Origin of the sequence: Candidatus Cybelea sp. (assembly GCA_036489315.1) — a bacterium.
Taxonomy (GTDB): Bacteria; Vulcanimicrobiota; Vulcanimicrobiia; order Vulcanimicrobiales; family Vulcanimicrobiaceae; genus Cybelea.
This window is the reverse complement of the sequence record DASXFZ010000056.1, coordinates 19,555-36,379: the sequence shown is the minus strand read 5'-3', so window position 1 is coordinate 36,379 and position 16,825 is coordinate 19,555. Positions and strand designations below refer to the sequence as shown.

19 protein-coding genes and 2 tRNA genes are annotated in these 16,825 nt (G+C 61.3%); 15 read left to right on the top strand and 6 right to left on the bottom strand.

Annotated features, from left to right (window positions below; genetic code table 11):
* Positions 1-130 precede the first annotated feature (130 nt).
* Positions 131-880 carry a hypothetical protein gene (locus tag VGG51_12360; protein ID HEY1883821.1) on the bottom strand — a complete coding sequence of 250 codons (750 nt, stop codon included), beginning with the start codon at positions 878-880 and terminating at the stop codon, positions 131-133.
* A gap of 593 nt (positions 881-1,473) precedes the next feature.
* On the opposite strand from VGG51_12360, the gene VGG51_12355 reads away from it, so the two are divergent.
* The 11 genes from VGG51_12355 (at position 1,474) to VGG51_12305 (ending at position 9,255) form a co-directional block, all read left to right on the top strand.
* The gene (locus tag VGG51_12355; GenBank protein ID HEY1883820.1) at positions 1,474-2,346 is read left to right on the top strand and encodes a hypothetical protein; all 873 of its coding nucleotides are present in this window, start codon (positions 1,474-1,476) and stop codon (positions 2,344-2,346) included.
* 333 nt (positions 2,347-2,679) lie between these two features.
* Positions 2,680-3,036 carry a hypothetical protein gene (locus VGG51_12350; protein ID HEY1883819.1) on the top strand — a complete coding sequence of 119 codons (357 nt, stop codon included), beginning with the start codon at positions 2,680-2,682 and terminating at the stop codon, positions 3,034-3,036.
* A 127-nt stretch (positions 3,037-3,163) separates the two neighbouring features.
* Positions 3,164-3,241: transfer RNA gene (locus tag VGG51_12345), tRNA-Arg, on the top strand.
* A gap of 386 nt (positions 3,242-3,627) precedes the next feature.
* Positions 3,628-3,792: a 50S ribosomal protein L33 gene (gene rpmG / locus VGG51_12340; protein ID HEY1883818.1), complete on the top strand. Its 165-nt coding sequence runs from the start codon at positions 3,628-3,630 to the stop codon at positions 3,790-3,792.
* Positions 3,793-3,798: 6 nt separating this feature from the next.
* Positions 3,799-3,874 (top strand) — tRNA-Trp (locus tag VGG51_12335).
* Between the two features lie 83 nt (positions 3,875-3,957).
* Positions 3,958-4,185 carry a preprotein translocase subunit SecE gene (gene secE, locus VGG51_12330; GenBank protein HEY1883817.1) on the top strand — a complete coding sequence of 76 codons (228 nt, stop codon included), beginning with the start codon at positions 3,958-3,960 and terminating at the stop codon, positions 4,183-4,185.
* Positions 4,186-4,463: 278 nt separating this feature from the next.
* The gene (nusG, locus tag VGG51_12325) at positions 4,464-4,976 is read left to right on the top strand and encodes a transcription termination/antitermination protein NusG (GenBank protein ID HEY1883816.1); all 513 of its coding nucleotides are present in this window, start codon (positions 4,464-4,466) and stop codon (positions 4,974-4,976) included.
* Positions 4,977-5,046: 70 nt separating this feature from the next.
* Positions 5,047-5,472 carry a 50S ribosomal protein L11 gene (rplK, locus tag VGG51_12320; protein HEY1883815.1) on the top strand — a complete coding sequence of 142 codons (426 nt, stop codon included), beginning with the start codon at positions 5,047-5,049 and terminating at the stop codon, positions 5,470-5,472.
* 1 nt (position 5,473) lies between these two features.
* Complete coding sequence (rplA, locus tag VGG51_12315) at positions 5,474-6,175, top strand: 50S ribosomal protein L1 (protein HEY1883814.1); 702 nt, start codon at positions 5,474-5,476, stop codon at positions 6,173-6,175.
* 158 nt (positions 6,176-6,333) lie between these two features.
* On the top strand, positions 6,334-7,821 hold the full coding sequence (locus VGG51_12310) for a hypothetical protein (GenBank protein ID HEY1883813.1): 1,488 nt from the start codon (positions 6,334-6,336) through the stop codon (positions 7,819-7,821).
* Between the two features lie 216 nt (positions 7,822-8,037).
* A complete protein-coding gene (locus VGG51_12305; GenBank protein ID HEY1883812.1) occupies positions 8,038-9,255 on the top strand; it encodes a DUF1214 domain-containing protein in 1,218 nt (405 codons plus the stop codon).
* Positions 9,256-9,274: 19 nt separating this feature from the next.
* On the opposite strand, the gene VGG51_12300 is transcribed toward VGG51_12305, so the two are convergent.
* The 3 genes from VGG51_12300 to VGG51_12290 form a co-directional block, all read right to left on the bottom strand.
* Positions 9,275-9,520, bottom strand: a complete 246-nt coding sequence (locus VGG51_12300) for a hypothetical protein (protein HEY1883811.1) — start codon at positions 9,518-9,520, stop codon at positions 9,275-9,277.
* A 95-nt stretch (positions 9,521-9,615) separates the two neighbouring features.
* On the bottom strand, positions 9,616-11,460 hold the full coding sequence (locus VGG51_12295; GenBank protein HEY1883810.1) for a GAF domain-containing protein: 1,845 nt from the start codon (positions 11,458-11,460) through the stop codon (positions 9,616-9,618).
* Positions 11,426-12,031 carry a carbonic anhydrase gene (locus VGG51_12290; GenBank protein HEY1883809.1) on the bottom strand — a complete coding sequence of 202 codons (606 nt, stop codon included), beginning with the start codon at positions 12,029-12,031 and terminating at the stop codon, positions 11,426-11,428. Before VGG51_12290 ends, VGG51_12295 begins: the two co-directional genes overlap by 35 nt.
* Before the next feature lie 230 nt (positions 12,032-12,261).
* Between VGG51_12290 and rplJ the strand changes: the two genes are divergently transcribed.
* Genes rplJ through VGG51_12275 form a run of 3 tightly spaced genes read left to right on the top strand, consistent with a single transcriptional unit; the run spans position 12,262 to position 13,709 of the window.
* Entirely contained in the window at positions 12,262-12,792 is a 531-nt protein-coding gene (gene rplJ, locus VGG51_12285; protein HEY1883808.1) for a 50S ribosomal protein L10, read from the top strand.
* Positions 12,793-12,813: 21 nt separating this feature from the next.
* Positions 12,814-13,185, top strand: coding sequence for a 50S ribosomal protein L7/L12 (gene rplL, locus VGG51_12280; GenBank protein ID HEY1883807.1), 372 nt, complete (start codon positions 12,814-12,816; stop codon positions 13,183-13,185).
* 59 nt (positions 13,186-13,244) lie between these two features.
* Positions 13,245-13,709 carry a hypothetical protein gene (locus VGG51_12275; GenBank protein ID HEY1883806.1) on the top strand — a complete coding sequence of 155 codons (465 nt, stop codon included), beginning with the start codon at positions 13,245-13,247 and terminating at the stop codon, positions 13,707-13,709.
* 89 nt (positions 13,710-13,798) lie between these two features.
* On the opposite strand, the gene VGG51_12270 is transcribed toward VGG51_12275, so the two are convergent.
* Positions 13,799-14,092, bottom strand: coding sequence for a hypothetical protein (locus VGG51_12270; protein HEY1883805.1), 294 nt, complete (start codon positions 14,090-14,092; stop codon positions 13,799-13,801).
* Between the two features lie 187 nt (positions 14,093-14,279).
* Between VGG51_12270 and VGG51_12265 the strand changes: the two genes are divergently transcribed.
* Positions 14,280-14,552: a hypothetical protein gene (locus VGG51_12265; GenBank protein HEY1883804.1), complete on the top strand. Its 273-nt coding sequence runs from the start codon at positions 14,280-14,282 to the stop codon at positions 14,550-14,552.
* Positions 14,553-14,659: 107 nt separating this feature from the next.
* Here VGG51_12265 and VGG51_12260 read toward each other — a convergent pair whose 3' ends face one another.
* The gene (locus VGG51_12260) at positions 14,660-16,765 is read right to left on the bottom strand and encodes a sodium-translocating pyrophosphatase (protein HEY1883803.1); all 2,106 of its coding nucleotides are present in this window, start codon (positions 16,763-16,765) and stop codon (positions 14,660-14,662) included.
* Positions 16,766-16,825 lie beyond the last annotated feature (60 nt).

Genomic DNA, 16,825 nt, shown 5'->3' with positions numbered 1-16,825 from the left:
GCAACTCGAGCGGGAAATCCCCGCCTACGTCCGACAACGTAACAAGAACCCCAAACCGTTCGTGTGGACCGCTACCGCCGACATGATCCTGGATAAAGTGGTAAAGGTTTGCGAACGAACTTCTAACTCACTACACTAGCGGATACTGAGACATACCGAAGCGGTTTGTCGCGATGACCTTCGAGCCTTGAATCCAGAAACCGTTGATGTACTTGAGACCGTGAAGGATGACCCCGCCGGCCGGAACTGCCTTTCGGCCGTGAATCGCGAAGCGGAGTATGTACTCGTACGCCGATACGTCGACGTATTTGCCGTCCCACTGAACCTGGCCCCAGAAGTCGTAACCGCGGCCAACGGAAAATGTCCTAAACCTTGTTTTTCCGCGAGGGAGTTCGCCGAGCTTGAATCCGATCTGAGACCGTTTGTTGGGCTCACGGTTTCCGTCGACGAAGAGATTCCCACTGCTGTCGTAACTGCAGCCGTACGCGGGGAAGTCCACGTGATGTGTCTCAGGTGAACCCGACGCATGTTTGTAAATGAAATAGACGTGCGGACTCGAGTTGCTCCCTCCGCTGACGATCGCCGCGAGGTCTCCGCTGGTCGGGTCGACAGAACAAGCGAGGGGAGAGGCACCGCCGGGAACCTGCAAAGTGGCGATCGGCTGCGATCCGCCGTGCGCGTACTCTACGATCGTCGTCCCGCCGGAGTTTGGGATCCAGACATTCCCGTTTCTGTCCGCGCAAAGATTTGCCGGCGCCTCGAATCCCGTGAGCATACCGACCGGCTTGCCGTTTGGGTAATCGAAAACCGCTACGTCATCGAGCGACGAGACGTCCTGCGACACGTAGAGCAGATCCTGACTCCTCGCCTCTGGCAGCATCCACGACTGGCCGCGCTCGGAGGATCTTGCGGCGGCTTGGGGTTGCGGGATCGCTCCTGGCCATCCAACGCCAGTCTGCGTACCGCCGCAACCGGCGAGTACGCCTGCAGAACCACACAGGCTAACTGCATAGCGGATAAAGCGAAGACTTATCATCTTTTAGCAGCTCCCTTCCCGGACAGAACGCTCGTTTTGCGCGTAGGATAACACGCCGAAACGCTCCGAAAGTAAACAAGGTAGCAAAAATAGGACGGTCTACTCACGCTATCATGAGGTAACCGGCCTAGTGGACCGACAGCGACGACGATGTAGAACTATTGGCTCGCTTGGTGGGCCACAACGGGCTCGACTGAGGGGCCTTTCGACCCACGACGTGGCCGACGTCCCAGGAGATAATAAATCGTACTGTTCGCGACTTGGTGGAGACCATGACTTCATCGGCTAGATCTATTTTCTTTGTCTTAGCTGCATCGGCACTTGTTGCGTGTGGAGATACGGGCGTGAGCCGGCAACGCGATACCGTAACCATGCCTCAAAGTGACGCGAGGTTGCCAGCAACAAATGCCTCGGATGCCGATGGAGTCCGTTCGTGGATGCTGCCCGAAGCGAAACGTGAGGACCTAGTCTATGCTTCTGACGTGGACCTCAAAGAGGTATTCGTGCTTTCGCTCGCTACAGGGAAGGTAGTCGGCGCGCTATCCTTCCGCGATCTTCCCTGGGGTTTGTGCAGTGGTGGTTCAGGCCACGTTTTCGTAGCACATTTCCGCCTTCGCGCTGTTCCTGGCACGATTACCGAGTTTGGCCATGGCAACCCTGATCCAATTAGTTCGCGCACTCTTCCCGCCGGAGAGTCAGGGGCTTGTTCAGTCGACGCTCGAAGCGGAGACATTGCGGTTACTTCAGGGGGCGCCCCTCGAGGTGGCAACACGGTATCAATCTTTGCGGCGCCTCTCCAGAAGAAAACGCTGCCGCGAGTGGTCGATGCGCCAGGCACGCTTGCTGCCGTCCTCTACTGCGCCTATGACAATCGCGGAAACCTTTTCTTTACGCCCGTCGCATATTCCACGGGGCCTATGTTGGACGTCCTTGAGCCTGGTAGCAAAAGCTTGATCACCATAAACTTCAATGGCGATCAATTTGCCGGCGGACCACTCCAATGGCAAGAAGCCTACTTGGCGACCTCCTCACTTCCGGCGATCCAGCAGGTTACGGTGTCTGAGGGAAACGGCGAGATTACTGGTACCGCCCAGCTTAGGCGGGTCAACAATAAGGACTTCGGAGCCAATCAGTTCTGGATTCAAGATGGAGAAATCGTCGCACCATTTGGATGCCCGACAGAGAACTGCCGAGTAAAAGGAGATAAGCTAGGAGTCTGGACATATCCAAAAGGTCGGCTTGTGAAGGTTTTTAGCGGATTTGGTGCCCGCGCTCTTTTCGGTGTAACCCTGAGCAAGGCTCCGAGATAGCCCAGGATGCGCTCTCGCACCCATTGGCACAGCTCGTGATCGCTGCGATCGTGGATATCGCCACTCATGGCATCGGCCTCGATCAGCTTTCCAGTCGGCGATAGGTACGAGAGTCGAGCAGTTCGGCGCTACGAGCGAGGCGATCACGTGCGGATAGCCGGATCCGTCCGGCGCCAGAGCGATCAAGTCGCCGATATTTGGCGAACACGATCTACTACCCAAGCCACGTCTGCGTTGACCGCGTCGCGCTGCTATGGGGCTGGTGAAGCCCGCCGTTAACCGCGATTTATGGTAAACTTTCCATTTGCGGCGCGAAAGGAGAAAGAATCCGTAGTGCGATGGCTTATCGTGTTTGTCGCCCTCGCCGGCTTAGCGTTACCGGCGAACGCCCAAGTTGCGACGCCCCCAACCTTCGATAGTCCCGACGGCCAAAAGCAGTTCGGACCGTACACGTGGGTTTGGCGATCCAAAACTTTTCAACCCGCTTACACTGGGGTTACGGTCGAGGCGCGCTGTCCAGCCGGTGACGTCGTGCTCGGTGGGGGCGTAATTTCCGCACCTTTGTGGCGCGACATCTCCAACAGCCGGCCATCTCCAAACTTTGACGGGTGGCGCGTTCGCTTTTACAAGGAGGCACAGGGCGGAACGTTTACCGTAACCGTCTATGGATCGTGCGCTCCGACTCAGTGAGGCGGCTCTTTGGCGCTGCCGGAGCGCCTCGCAACCGTTCGCCACGGAGACCGGGGGCAAAGGTTAAGGAAGCAGAAAACTTCAGCGAACGCAAAAAACTTCTATAAAATAAAGACGAATCACGTGCGCGCCCGTAGCTCAAACTGGATAGAGCAGGGGACTCCTAAGCCCAAGGTTGCCAGTTCGATTCTGGCCGGGCGCACCACCGTGTACCGTTAGAGGTCTGAGGCTGAGCGTTGGGCGATGCTCTCCCGCGGGTTCGTCGCGTCGGCAAGCAAGGGGATGCCAGTTCCGCTAGTTTTCAAAAAGCCAGATCGGTGGGTGCTCCACCTTCATTAGGCCCCCGTCGTGGGGTGCCCCGACCCCGTCGGACAAACCGTCCGACGGGGTCGGGCTCCGCCTTCGGCTGCGCACGGGGTGTGCGGGTTACGGCCCCTCGACTGCGCTCGCCTCGCTCGCTCCGCTCAGGGTGACGCAGGGCGGGTGGCGCGAGGCGCGATTCGGGGCGTTGCAGGGCTGGGGTGGATGTGCTAGCATTAATGCTCGAACGGACCGCCCGGTCCGTCTTTTTAATGTTGTGGTAGACTACTGATGGCAAAGAAAGAGCAACGCGTGATGGTGGTGATGGCCTGCACCCAGTGCAAGCGCCGGAACTACAACACGCAGAAAAACAAGCAGAAGACCACGGACCGGTTGGAGCTCAGCAAGTATTGCCGCTTCTGCCGCTGTCACAAGCCCCATCGCGAGACTCGATAAGCGTAGAGGGCGGTAGCTCAATTGGTAGAGTCCTGGTCTCCAAAACCAGTTGTTGCAGGTTCGAGTCCTGTCCGCCCTGCCATCCTTCGACAGGCTCAGGATGACAAACCTGAGCTTCAGGATGACAAACCCAGGCTTGGAATTACAGTTTAAGGTGAACCTTTGGTGAACGAACAGCAAAAAAGAACGGCTCAGTCCATGGCGGGTGGCGACTTCATTCGCGGCGTGATCATGGAACTACGCCGCGTGACCTGGCCCACCCGAGACGAGTGGATCTCGGCGACGATCCTTACGATCGTTCTGGTCGTCGTGATCGGGCTGTTCGTCTTCGTCGTCGATCAGTTATTCGGGTGGCTCTTCAGTCTTATCCATCCCGTGGTCGGATCGGGGTAGTGTCGACCGTGTACGACGCAGAGCCCATCACCGAACAACCCACCGCGGACCAGCCGATCGCCGATCAGCTCGAAGAGCAGGTCGTCGACGATCGGGGCATGAGCGATCCCGCCGGCACGAGCGAAGCGACCGAGGGGGCCGACATGGCCCTCGAATCGCCGGCGCTCGAGGTCGAGGAGACCGAACTCGGGGAGACCGAGGGCGGAGAGACCGACGGCGAGGCCGAGGGCGCCGATGCCGTTGCCGCCAAGCCGAAGGACAACCGCAACTGGTTCGTCGTGCACACCTACTCGGGTTACGAGAACAAGGTGAAGGCAAATCTCGAGCGCCGCATCCATTCGATGGGCATGCAGGACAAAATCTTCCGCGTGCTCGTGCCGATGGAGGACGAGGTCGAGTTCAAGGACGGCAAGCGCAAGATCACGCCCAAGAAAGTCTTTCCGGGCTACGTCTTGGTCGAGATGATCATGGACGACCAGTCCTGGTACGTCGTGCGCAACACGCAGGGTGTCACCGGGTTCGTCGGCAGCCCCGGCCCAGGCGAAAAGCCCGTGCCGCTGCAGGATAAAGAAGTCAAGACGATCCTCAAGCAGATGGGCATCGAGGCGCCCAAGCTCAAGATCGACTTCAAGAAGGGCGACCGCGTCAAGGTTACGTCGGGGCCGTTCTTCGACTTCACCGGCGTCGTCGACGAGATCGCGCCGGAGAAGGAGCGCTTGCGCGCGCTCATCTCGATCTTCGGCCGCGAAACCCCAGTCGAACTCGAGTTCTTCCAAGTGGAGAAGGTGTAGCGTACGTTACCCCGGGTGCGCGTAAGCAAAAATAGCGGGGGAGAAGCCACGCTTCGAAAGGATAGATTCAATGGCTAAGAAGGTCGTAGGTAAGATCGGCCTGCAGATTCCCGCCGGCAAAGCGACGCCGGCGCCGCCGATCGGCCCAGCACTCGGGCCCTACTCGCTCAACATCATGGATTTCTGCAAGCAGTACAACGAACGCACGCAGTCGCAGGCCGGGATGATCATTCCGGTCGAGATCACAGTGTTCGAGGACCGGACGTTTTCGTTCATCACGAAGACGCCGCCGGCATCGTTTCTGATCAAGCAGGCACTGAAGATCGAGTCGGGCAGCAAAGAGCCCAACCGGAATAAGGTCGGCAAGCTCACTCAGTCGCAGCTCGAGGATATCGCGAAGGTGAAGATGCCCGACATCAACGCCAACGATATCGATGCGGCCAAGAAGATCGTCGCCGGGACGGCGCGCTCGATGGGCGTTGAGGTGGAGGCCTAAGATGCCGCAACACCACGGAAAGCGATTCAAGGCCCTCGCGCTAACCGTCGATCCCAAGAAGCTTTTTTCGACCGCCGAAGCGATCGCGCTCGTGAAGAAGAACGCGAACGCGAAGTTCAACGAGACGGTCGAAGCGCACGTGCGCTTGGGCGTCGATCCGAAGAAGAGCGATCAGGGCGTTCGCGGTACGGTCCTGCTGCCGCACGGCACCGGGCGAACCGTGCGCGTGATCGCGTTTGCCAAGGGCGATAACGCGAAGGCTGCGCAAGAAGCCGGCGCCGATATCGTCGGCGATCAGGATCTCATCGATCGCGTCAAGGGCGGCTTCACCGAGTTCGACGTCGCCGTCGCGACGCCGGACATGATGGCGTCGGTCGGTAAGGAGCTCGGCCGTATCCTCGCGCAAAAGATGCCCAACCCCAAGGCCGGCACGGTGACGCCGAACATCGCCGCGGCAATCCGCGACATCAAGGCCGGTAAGGTCGAGTTCCGCCTCGACAAGACGGGCATCATCCACACGATCGTCGGCAAGGCGAGCTTCGAAGAGGCGCACTTGCTCGAGAACATCACGACGCTGCTCGACGCGATCGTGCGCGCGCGTCCGGCGGCGGCGAAGGGCACATACCTCCGCAGCGTCACGCTGGCCAGTACGATGGGTCCTGGCGTGAAGGTCGATCCCAACCGGGTCAAAGCCACGGCATAGACGCCCCGCTCCGAGCAGGTTCCCAAAGGGCGGCCGCGATTTTGCGGCCGCCCTTCCTTTAGGCGAGCGCTTGACTTGCCGATAGAAGTGAAGAGGCGCCCGCCCGGATGAAAGGAGAGCTTGCCGTTTTCACACGCACTTTGGCCCTTACCGGCGCCATGCTCATTTCGTTCTCCGCCTGTAATGGCGGCGGCTCGAGCATCCCCGCAGCGCTCTCTTCGTCGGCGGCAGGAGCTTGGAACGACGCGGGTTGTCGCGTCGCGCCCGCAAGCCCGCCGCACGCGCCCGCTTATGCCGCAACGACCTGGCCGAGCGAACGTGCCGACCCCTGGCGTACAGCAGCTGCCGATACGGGACTCGCGACGATTCGCGGCCCGCTGCACGTTACGAGCGCAAAACTTCCGCCGGTTCCCGTGTGGGGGTACGTGGGGCTCGACGGCGATCTGTACGTGCTGGGCGGGGCGCCGTACTTCCTCGATGTCTTTACGAAGCTAATCCTCGGTGCGCCGACGTCGTCGCTGCGACGGCTCGCAATTGAGAGCCGGCGGTACGCGAACCGGCTGACGCCGTACGTCGCGCGGATCGATCCGTCGACGATGCGCGTTACGAAGCTGCAACTCACGCAGACGAGCAGCTCGAACTATATCGGCGGCATGCTCGTGGATGCAAACGGCTATCTGTATGCCGTCGCGCGCGGCGTGCTGTACAAGATCGACCCAAAGTCGTTCTCCATCGTCAGCTCGAAGCGGCTTCCTCTTCCGCCCAACGACCTCGGCAAGCCAAACGACCGCGTCGCCTTCAACGGCATGCAGGCAACGCTCGACGGCGACCTCATCCTCAAGGGCTTTGCCCCGCTGGGCCACGGCAAGGGAATTCTGCTGCGGATCGATCCGGACAACCTCTCGATCGTCGCGACGGCCGAATCGTCGCAGATCGCCGGGGCGCGGATGGCGTTGACGGTGCAGGGGAACCGCGAGTACGTCTATCTGGCCGGCGCGACGGAATCGATTCGCTATCTCATAGGGGCGCGTGACTTCAAGCTCGACAACGGGTACTCGCAGCAATACCTCTATCCGAGCACGGGTGATACCGAAGGGACGTCGGACATCTTCATGTGGCGCGGCATCGTCTTTACGAACAACACGAGCCCCGAAGCTACGTCGCCGATGAGCCTCTTCGCGCAAGGCGATTTCGCAGGAGCGCAGTTGCATTCCCAGGCGGCTTTCAGCGGAAGCGGAGCGGGGTGGAACTTTTTCATGGCGACGGGAGATCCGTTTAAAACGGGCATCCTCGCCGTGCAGAACCAGGCGAACGGCCACATCGCCGGATTCGTTGCCTGCAACGGCGGCATCACGGCCAAGAAGCTCTGGGAGAACGACACGATCGAGAACTCGGCCGGCCTCGCGATCGATTATGCCGACGGCCAACTCTACGCCGACGATCACCGCTGCGCAACCAGGCACTCGTGCCGGCTGTTTTTCGTGGTACTGGACTTGCGCACCGGAAAGGAGATCGCGCGAACGCGGGTCGCCGGCAACGAGCCGTCGGTCGGACAGATCTTCATCGGCCCACATCGCCGGGTCTTCTATCTGGCCACCGACACCGATCGGCCAAACGGCTTCATCTCACGCGTGACCGCCCCGTAAGAGGCGGTTCATCCTCAATAAGGAGCACCATGCGCAACCGGTTGACAGAACGAATCACCGCGCTCGTCGTCGCGGGCGCTTTCTTGGGCGGATGCTCGTCGTCGTCGATGGGCAACCTCGTGAACGGCGGGCCGCTGCCGGCCGGCCGGCTAGGGCAGGCGGCGCCTTCGGCATTCGCGGGGACGGACCGCCTACGATACGGCGGTCAACTACGTCGTGACGTTTTATCCGCTGTGGTTTACCTACGAGCAGTGGAAGATTTCGTCGGTCAATCAGCTGATTGGTCCGCGGGTGATGGATCCAATCTATCACGCGGTCGTCGCACCCAACGACGATACGCTCTACGCCAACAGCGTCGTCGATCTGACGAAGGAGCCGTTGATTCTCACGATTCCGGCGACGAAAGATATCTACTCGGTGCTCTCGACCGACGCGTTCGGCGACGTCAACGAGACCGGCATCAAGGATTCGGGCACCTACGGATTGACCGGGCCGAACTGGAAGGGCAAGCTTCCCGCAGGCCTCACGCAGGTCTCGCTGACGACGAACTTCTCGGGGCTGATCATCCGCGCCGACAAATATTCACCCGAAGGAGAGAACGAGAAGGCCGAGGCGGAGCGATTCCGCCGCAACCTGCACGCGGCGCCGCTCGCGCTCTATTTGAAGAACCACGCCGCACGTCCGGCGCGTATCGTCTCGGTGCTTGATTTCAGCGCGCCGTTCAAACAGGCGGCCGACGAACTGGCGACCGACGAATCGATCGCGTTTCTCGGCGAGCTGCAGAAAGCGGTTGCGTCGGGGGATCCGCCGGCGCTGACACCCTCAGAACAGCGGCTCTCCGATCACTTCAACGCGCTCTTCAATGTGAAGAGGCGCAACGATTCGGCATTCATCGATGGAACGCGCAAGGCGCACGAGCTGATCCTCAACCGGTATCTGGATCATCTCGATAAGAATAACTGGATCAGCTTTGCGACGATCGGGACGACTTGGGGGCGCCTGGTGCGTTCGTCGATCAGCGAGTTCATTCAGTACGGCAACAGCCATGCGACCGCAGCATACTATCAGACGTTTAAGGATGGCACCGGCAAGGCGCTCGACGGACGCTCGCACCAGTACGTGCTGACGTTTTCCAAGGACGAGATTCCGCAGACCCAGCGCTTCTGGTCGGTCACGGGATACCTTCCCGACTCGATCACGCTGATCAAGAATTCGGCCAACAAGTACCTCATCGGCAGCTACACGCCGGGCTTACAGAAGAGCAAGGACGGCTCGATCTCGCTCTACATGGCGCAGCGCAGACCCAAAGACGTACCGGCGGCGAACTGGCTGCCGGTTCCCAAGGGGCAGTTCAACCTGATGCTGCGGGTCTACGGCCCCGAGGGGCGCGTGGCACACGATACGTACATTCCGCCCGCGGTGGTGACGCGGTAGCCGGTTTCTGCCGGCCGCTTTAGCGGTGAAAGAGGATGGTCAGGATCGTTGTGATCCAGGTTCCGACCACAATGCCGATCAGCCAGTTGAAGCGGGTGTCGATTTGGGCAAAGCGGACATCGACCTGGGCGAAGCGGGCATCGACCTGCGCAAAGCGGCCGTCTATTGAATCAAGGCGGCGATCGATGCTATTGAGCCGTTCACCGATCTGCTGAACGACACCCTCAATGTGTGCCATGCGGGCGTCAAGCGGCTGAGCGTGCATTGCAAGATACCTCCCGTCCTATACAACGGCGCTCAATCACGCACCTTGGGTCGCTCGTCGACAGCCTTTCGCCCCTTCGACATCCTTCGACGGGCTCAGGATGACGCTGTTGGTGGGGAGAGTTGGCGGAGTTTTTCTTCGAGTTCGGCGATGCGGGTGCGGGCCCGATCGGCATCGATGTGGTCGTAGGCGGCGCCGGCGTTATGGGCGATCGTTTCAAGCAGCGCGCGCTCGTCGCTGGTCAGCGGTTGTTCGTTGTTGCGCGGACCGTAGAACACAAAGCCGAAGACCGAACCGCGGACGAGCAGCGGGACCACGAGCGAGGGTGCTTTCGACCCAACCGGGAGGATCGTTTCGGCGCGCGGGCGGCCGTCGAGCATCATCGGTTCGGGATCGGCGCGCAGCTCGACGATTAACGGATCCTCGGCGTCGATCGTCTCGGATTCCTTATTGTTCCAGCCGTTGTCGGCGCTGCGAATGAAAGCGCCGTTCGCGCCGCGCGCGAGAAAGAGCGCGGCCGATGTGAGCCCGAGCACGCGGACCGGCTCGTGGACGAGAAACTCGACCAGCGTCTTTTCCGAGTTCGTGTTGGCCAGGGCTCGGGAGGCGTGGCGCAGGGAGCGCTCGTTGCGGCGCTGCTCGCGGAAGAAGACCTTGTTGAGCAGCGACTCGACGTGTTCGTGCACCGCGTTGAGCGAGAAGCCGATGAAGAGCGCGGCAAAGAGGCTCACGTAGATTGCCGGCCGCGTGCTTTCGAAGATTTGCTCCGCCCACCATTCGATCACTCCGAAGAAGAGCAGAAGCACGGCGGTGATGCCGACGTAGACGGCAGCGCGACCGATGACGAAGCGAATGTCGACGACGCGTTGCGAGACGAACGCGTAGAAGACGAAGACGACGCCGATCAAGCCCACCCAGGGCCCGAGCGCGGTCGTCCAATCTTGGACGTCGAGCAGCAGGATCGACGAGTTGCCGACCAGCGTGCTGAGGATGTTCGCGACCGCCCACAGCAGATCGGTGATCGGTGCGATCGCGATGCCGGCGACGATCCAGGTGATGCGGCGCGCACGTTCGGCGTTGTTTGCGCCCGAGGAGATGTAGGCCAGGCCAATTATTACGACGAGGATCAGCGCCGCGTCGGCGAGGCTCATCATCAGATTCGTTGGGCCCGGAAGCCGATATTGCTGGAAGACCATCCAGACGATCGGATCGGTCCAGACGAGAAAGTCGACGATCGCGAAGAAGATCGCCGTCCCGGCGAGCCAGCGCCACGCGCGCGTCTGAACGCCGTAGAGGCGAGCCGCAAAGACCATGATCATCAGTTGCGCGAGCGGAAAGACGACTTGGATCAGCAGGTCGGCTCGCAAATTGATCGGCCAGATGGCGAGGTCGAGCGCCGCCTTATTGACCTTGAGCAGCATCAAGATCGTGTAAATATAGAAGGCCAGTGTAATCGAGCGCGGGCGCATCAAAAAGAGCGCGCTTGCGAGGCCGAGTGAGAGGAAGAAACAGAGCGGGATGCCGACGTCGCGTACGAACTTCGCGCGCGGTGAAGAATCGGTCGACGAGGCGGTGATGACTTGTGGAAAGCGCCGCCCAGCGCGCGTAACCTTCAGCGTCATCGTCGTACCGGACTTCGCGCCGCGGATCAGTTCGAAACGCTGTTGGGGGCTGAGCGCCTGCAGGTCGATCCGGTCGCCGTCTTTGAGAACTTCGTGCGCGTCGGGCCGCGGCGGTGCCTGCACTTCGTTGGTGTTGTCGAGCAGAATGACCGGAAACGTGCCGAGCTGCGTCGCGTTGTCTTCGACCGCGACGAAGACAAGGATCATGAAGACCGTGCCGACCGCCACGACCGCGAGCGAGAGACGCTCGCAGACGAACGCGACGGCGGATTTGAAGAATCCGCTACGAGAAGGCGACGCGGCCCGTTCGGAGATCATAGAGTCCACCGGTTACGCGGAGTTCGCCGGCCGCGACGGCCGCGGCGATGATCGCGGATTCGCCGACGAGCGCGCCCGCGTTGCGCTCGACGTTGTGCACCACCGCGTTGGCGATCCAGTCGCCGGAGAGCCGGCGCGTCGCTTCGACCGAGGGCGCGACCGCCTCGACGATCTTGTAGATATGGCCGGGCGGCTTCGCGCCGGTTTTAGCGTAGCTGATCGCGCCGGTCAGCGCGCCGCAGTGCGTGTGGCCGAGCACGACGACGACCTTCGATTTCAGATACTGCACCGCGAACTCGATCGAGGCGAGGTTGTCGGCGTTGAGAAAATTGCCGGCGACGCGAACGACGAAGATGTGGCCGGGCTGCTGATCGAAGATCATCTCGATCGGCACGCGTGAATCGGAGCAGCCGAGTACGACTGCGAATGGGCTCTGCCCCTCTTCGAGGGCGAGTTCCTTCGGGGTGAGCGGCGCGGAGTTCGGGGTGCCGGCGACGAAGCGCGCGTTGCCCGCCTCAAGCAAAGCGAGCGCCTCGGCGGGATCGTCCGTTGCCATCGTCGGGCGCGGCATGCGGGCGGGTTCTCGGTAAAATGCTTGCATTCCCCGCGGGTGCTGTGGTAGTCTAACCGACGGCTCCAAAGACCGTAGCCGGCCGCAAGGCCTTAATCCTGGCTACCGAGGACGCAAAGACCTGAAGTGTTCCGTGCCGCTGCGGCGGCGCGAAACTTCAAACGATGCGCCCTCGACGGGGCGCTTTTCTTTTTGGTTTCGAGCGTCACTGCGAGGAAGTAGAATTTTCGATGCCTACCGCACGTAAGGAGGCCGCGATCGGAGAACTCTCCGAGAAGCTGGCCGCCGCGAAGAACCTGTTCTTCACCGATTACGCCGGTCTCACGGTCGAAGAGATCACCAAGCTCCGCGGCGAGTTGCGTAAAGACGGCAACAGCTACGCCGTCGTCAAAAATACGCTCTTCCGGATCGCTGCGGGCGATCTCGCCTCGCAGTTGGAGGACGTTCTCTCCGGACCGACGGGCGTCGTCTTCGCCGGTCAAGATCCGGTCTCGCCGGCCAAGGCGCTCAAGACTTTTAGCGACCAGGTCAAGAAGGTCGCGGTCAAGGCGGCCTACATCGACGGCAAGGTCGTCGATGCGAAACAGGTCGCAGTACTCGCCAGCCTTCCGCCCAAAATCGACCTCCTCGCCAAGCTCGTCGCGACGCTCGCCAATCCGCTGCGCGGACTGGTGACCGTACTTTCGGGCAACCAGAGCGGACTCGTCCGCGTGCTCAATGCCATCCGCGAGCAAAAAGAAGCCGCAGCACCCACCGCTTAGATAAGGAAGAATCACAAGATCATGGCACTTGCCGAACTCATCGAACAGATCGATAAGCTCACCGTCCTCGAGCTGGCGGATCTCGTCAAGCAACTCGAGGAGAAATATGGCGTCTCTGCGGCCGCGCCGGTCGCGATGATGGCCGCGGCTCCCGGCGGCGCCGCGGCGCCGGAAGCCGAGAAGACGGAGTTCGACGTCGTCCTCTCCGAGATCGGTCCCGAGAAGATCAAGGTCATCAAGGCGGTCCGCGAGCTCACGAGCCTCGGTTTGACCGAAGCCAAGGCGTTCGTCGAGAGCGCGCCCAAGGCCGTAAAGGAAGGCGTTGCTAAAGACGAGGCCGAGGCCGTCAAGAAGAAGCTCGAAGAAGCCGGCGCGAAGGTCGAAATCAAATAGGCTCTTCTTCGGCGCAAGTCGCGCCTTGGGTTCAGCTGCTACCGCTCGGCATCGTCGTCGTGGTATTGGCGATCCGCATGCTGCGTCCGCAGCGCATCAGCGTAACGCGCATGTGGGTCTCGCCGATCGTCTTGTGCGCGTTGACGGCGTGGGTGATCTATGCGAACAACTTGCTCAACCCCGCGCCGCTGTTTGAGATTGCGCTGGGGCTAGTGGTCGGAGCGCTCGTCGGGTTGCCGTTCGGGATATTGCGTGGGATGCACACGGACGTGCGTCCCACCGATCGGCCAGGCGTCATGTACCTGGGCTCGTCGTGGGTGACGCTGATCATTTTCGCCGCCGCCTTCGGACTGCGCTATGCGATCCGTCTGATGCTGCCGCAGCACGGCAGCCTCACGGGAACCGTTGGCGACGGACTGCTCGCGTTTGCGATCGTCTTCATCGGCGCAAGCTACGTCGTGATCTTCCGCAAGTACGAGGAGCTGTCGCACCAAGGTCCGAGAGTGGACGCCCCGGTTCCATAAGATTCGGGTGCGAATCAGGCGGAGACGAAATTAGTAAAGGGGGGCGGCGTCAGCCGCTCCCCCTTTACTTTGGTTTAGCCACGAGCCGCTCAGCACCAGCGGCCCTCTTTCCAGTAGTAACCGTGATGGTCGTGATGCCACGCACCGGCACACCAGTGCCCGGAGTGGTGGGCCCAATATCCGTGCCGCCACACGTAGCGGCCACCCGCATAGTTGTAATATCCGCCGACCCACACGTAGCCGACACCCGGACTTGCCGGGACCCTCTCGTAGACCGGCGCGGGGGGACCGACCTGTACGTACGCGTATTGTGCGGACCCCGGCAACGCGGTGAGCGCAAATCCCAGACCCATTAGCGTTGCCATCCACAGATTTCTCAGCATTCAGATCCTTTCTTAGCGTTTATCGGCGTGGCCATTTTCTATTGAGGTTGATCGTACCCAAGATAGTACCCAGAACGCTTGTGATTGGACCTCAGGAATTTCTTATGGTCCGAGTGCAACGCGCGAAACGCCGCCGGGCAACCGTTCGAGCGGACGCTCTCGACCGTTTCGTGAAAGAGGGTCCTGGATGCCTCAGATATTGCCGTCGCTGCTTCTCGTCGCGTTGTTCGCTGCGTGCGTCATCGGCACTGTTCGAGCGGCGGCAATTGCGCGGTGGCATAATGCGATGATCGAACGCTGGCTCGCGAGCGCGCCGGGTTACGTTCCGGAGTTCATTTTAGAAAAGACCCGGAAGAGCGCGGCGCGCTTAACGATCAGGTATCGATTCGTATTCGCATTAACAGCGGTCGTTTCGGCCTTGGCGCTTTGGGCGATTTGGTTTGGACCGCACGCAAGGTAGCGCGCTGCGACGTCCTTCGACGTCCTTCGACGTCCTTCGACAGGCTCAGGATGACACCGCAAAACCTCGCTCACGATGACACGGCGTGTGGTGGCGATCGCGGGGCGCTAGCGGAGGAAGCCGACCAACAACAGAGCGACGATGTTGAGGACCTTGATCATTGGGTTGATCGCCGGGCCGGCGGTATCTTTGTAGGGATCGCCGACGGTGTCGCCGGTGACCGCCGCTTGGTGTGCGATCGAGCCTTTGCCGCCGTAGTGCCCGTCCTCGATGAACTTCTTGGCGTTGTCCCACGCGCCGCCGCCCGACGTCATTGAGATTGCAACGAAAAAGCCCGTGATAATCGAGCCGACAAGGATGCCGCCCATCATCTGCGCGCCCGTATCGCCCGGCAAAATGTTGAAGTAAGAGAGCAGCACGACGATCACGGGAACGCCGACGGGAATCAGTGCGGGTACGATCATCTCGCGCAACGCGGAGCGTGTGACGATATCGACGGTCGTGCCATAGTCTGGCCGAGCGGTGCCGTCCATGATGCCGGGAATCTCGCGGAATTGGCGGCGGACCTCTTCCACAACCTTGCCGCCGGCACGGCCGACCGCTTCCATCGAGAGCGAGGCGAAGAGATAGGGCAGCAGGCCGCCGATGAAGAGGCCGGCCAGCACAAACGGATTACCGACGGCAAAAAGGTTGCGCACGTTTTCGATGCACTGCTGCGTCTCGGCGATGCCGCACTTATGATTGGTCAGCTGCTGGAGGAACGAAGCGAAGAGCACGAGCGCGGCGAGCGCGGCCGAACCGATCGCGTAGCCTTTGGTGACGGCTTTGGTCGTGTTGCCGACCGCATCTAGCGGATCGGTGACGTTGCGCACGGCTTCGGGCATGTCGGCCATCTCGGCGATGCCGCCGGCGTTATCGGTGATCGGACCGAAGGAGTCGATCGCGACGACGATCCCGGCCATCGAGAGCATCGCCATAACCGCGATGCCGACGCCGTAGACACCCGCGAGCGCGTAGCTGATAAGAATGCCGAGCACAATGACGATCGCGGGGAGCGCCGTCGCCTGCATTGAGACCGCGAGCCCGGCGATGATGTTGGTAGCGTGCCCGGTCTCCGAGGCTTTGGCGATGCGCTGCACGGGCGAGAACTGCGAGCCGGTGTAGTACTCGGTGATGAACGTGATGAGGCCGGTGATCACGACGCCGATGACGGCGCAGATGAAGACGCCCATCTCGCTGATGATCGTCTGGCCGCCGAAGACGCGACCCGAGACGAAGTAGAAGCCGATCAGTGAAAGCAATCCGGCGACGGTCATGCCGCGATAGAGTGCGGCCATGATCTTCGCGCGGCGCACCTGGCCGACGCCGACGAAGATGACGCCGATGATCGAAGCGACGATCGAGATCGCACCCAACAGCAGCGGGAAGGTCGTCGCGCCGGGAAGCTTATCGCCGAACAGCAGGTTGCCGAGCAGCATTGCAGCGACCGTCGTGACGCAGTACGTCTCGAAGAGGTCGGCGGCCATGCCGGCGCAATCGCCCACGTTATCGCCGACGTTATCGGCGATCACGGCGGGGTTGCGCGGGTCGTCTTCGGGAATTCCCGCTTCGACCTTACCGACGAGATCGGCGCCGACGTCGGCGGCCTTTGTGTAGATGCCGCCTCCGAGACGAGCGAAGACCGAGATCAGCGAACAGCCGAACGCGAGGCCGACCATCGCGTTGAGCGAGGTCGCGGCGTCGCCATTGTTGACGGCAAGCAAAATTGCATAGTAACCGGAGACCGCGAGCAATCCGAGCCCAACGACGAGCATCCCCGTTACCGACCCGCCGCGGAACGCGACGTTGAGCGCCGGCGTTAAGCCGCCGCGCGCCGCCTCGGCCGTGCGCACGTTCGCGCGCACCGAAACGATCATGCCGATGAAACCGGCGGCGCCCGACAGGATCGCGCCGATCAAGAAGCCGATCGCAGCTTCCCGGCCGAGCGTGGGAGCGAAGAGGATGACGATGGCCAGCACGACCGCCACGATGCCGATCGTGCGATACTGCCGCTGGAGGAAGGCCATAGCGCCCTCCTGGATGGCGGCGGCGATCTCCCGCATGCGCTCGTTTCCGGCGGGTTGCTTGAGTACCCAGAACGTCAGGGCGACGCCGTAGAGTACCGCGAGGGCACCCCCGATAAGTCCGGCATCGATGGCTGTCTGTGCGGTCATCCTTCTCTTTCAGGTGGAGGCAAAAATTTCGGCCCTGCGGGGCCGACCGGCTTGGCTACG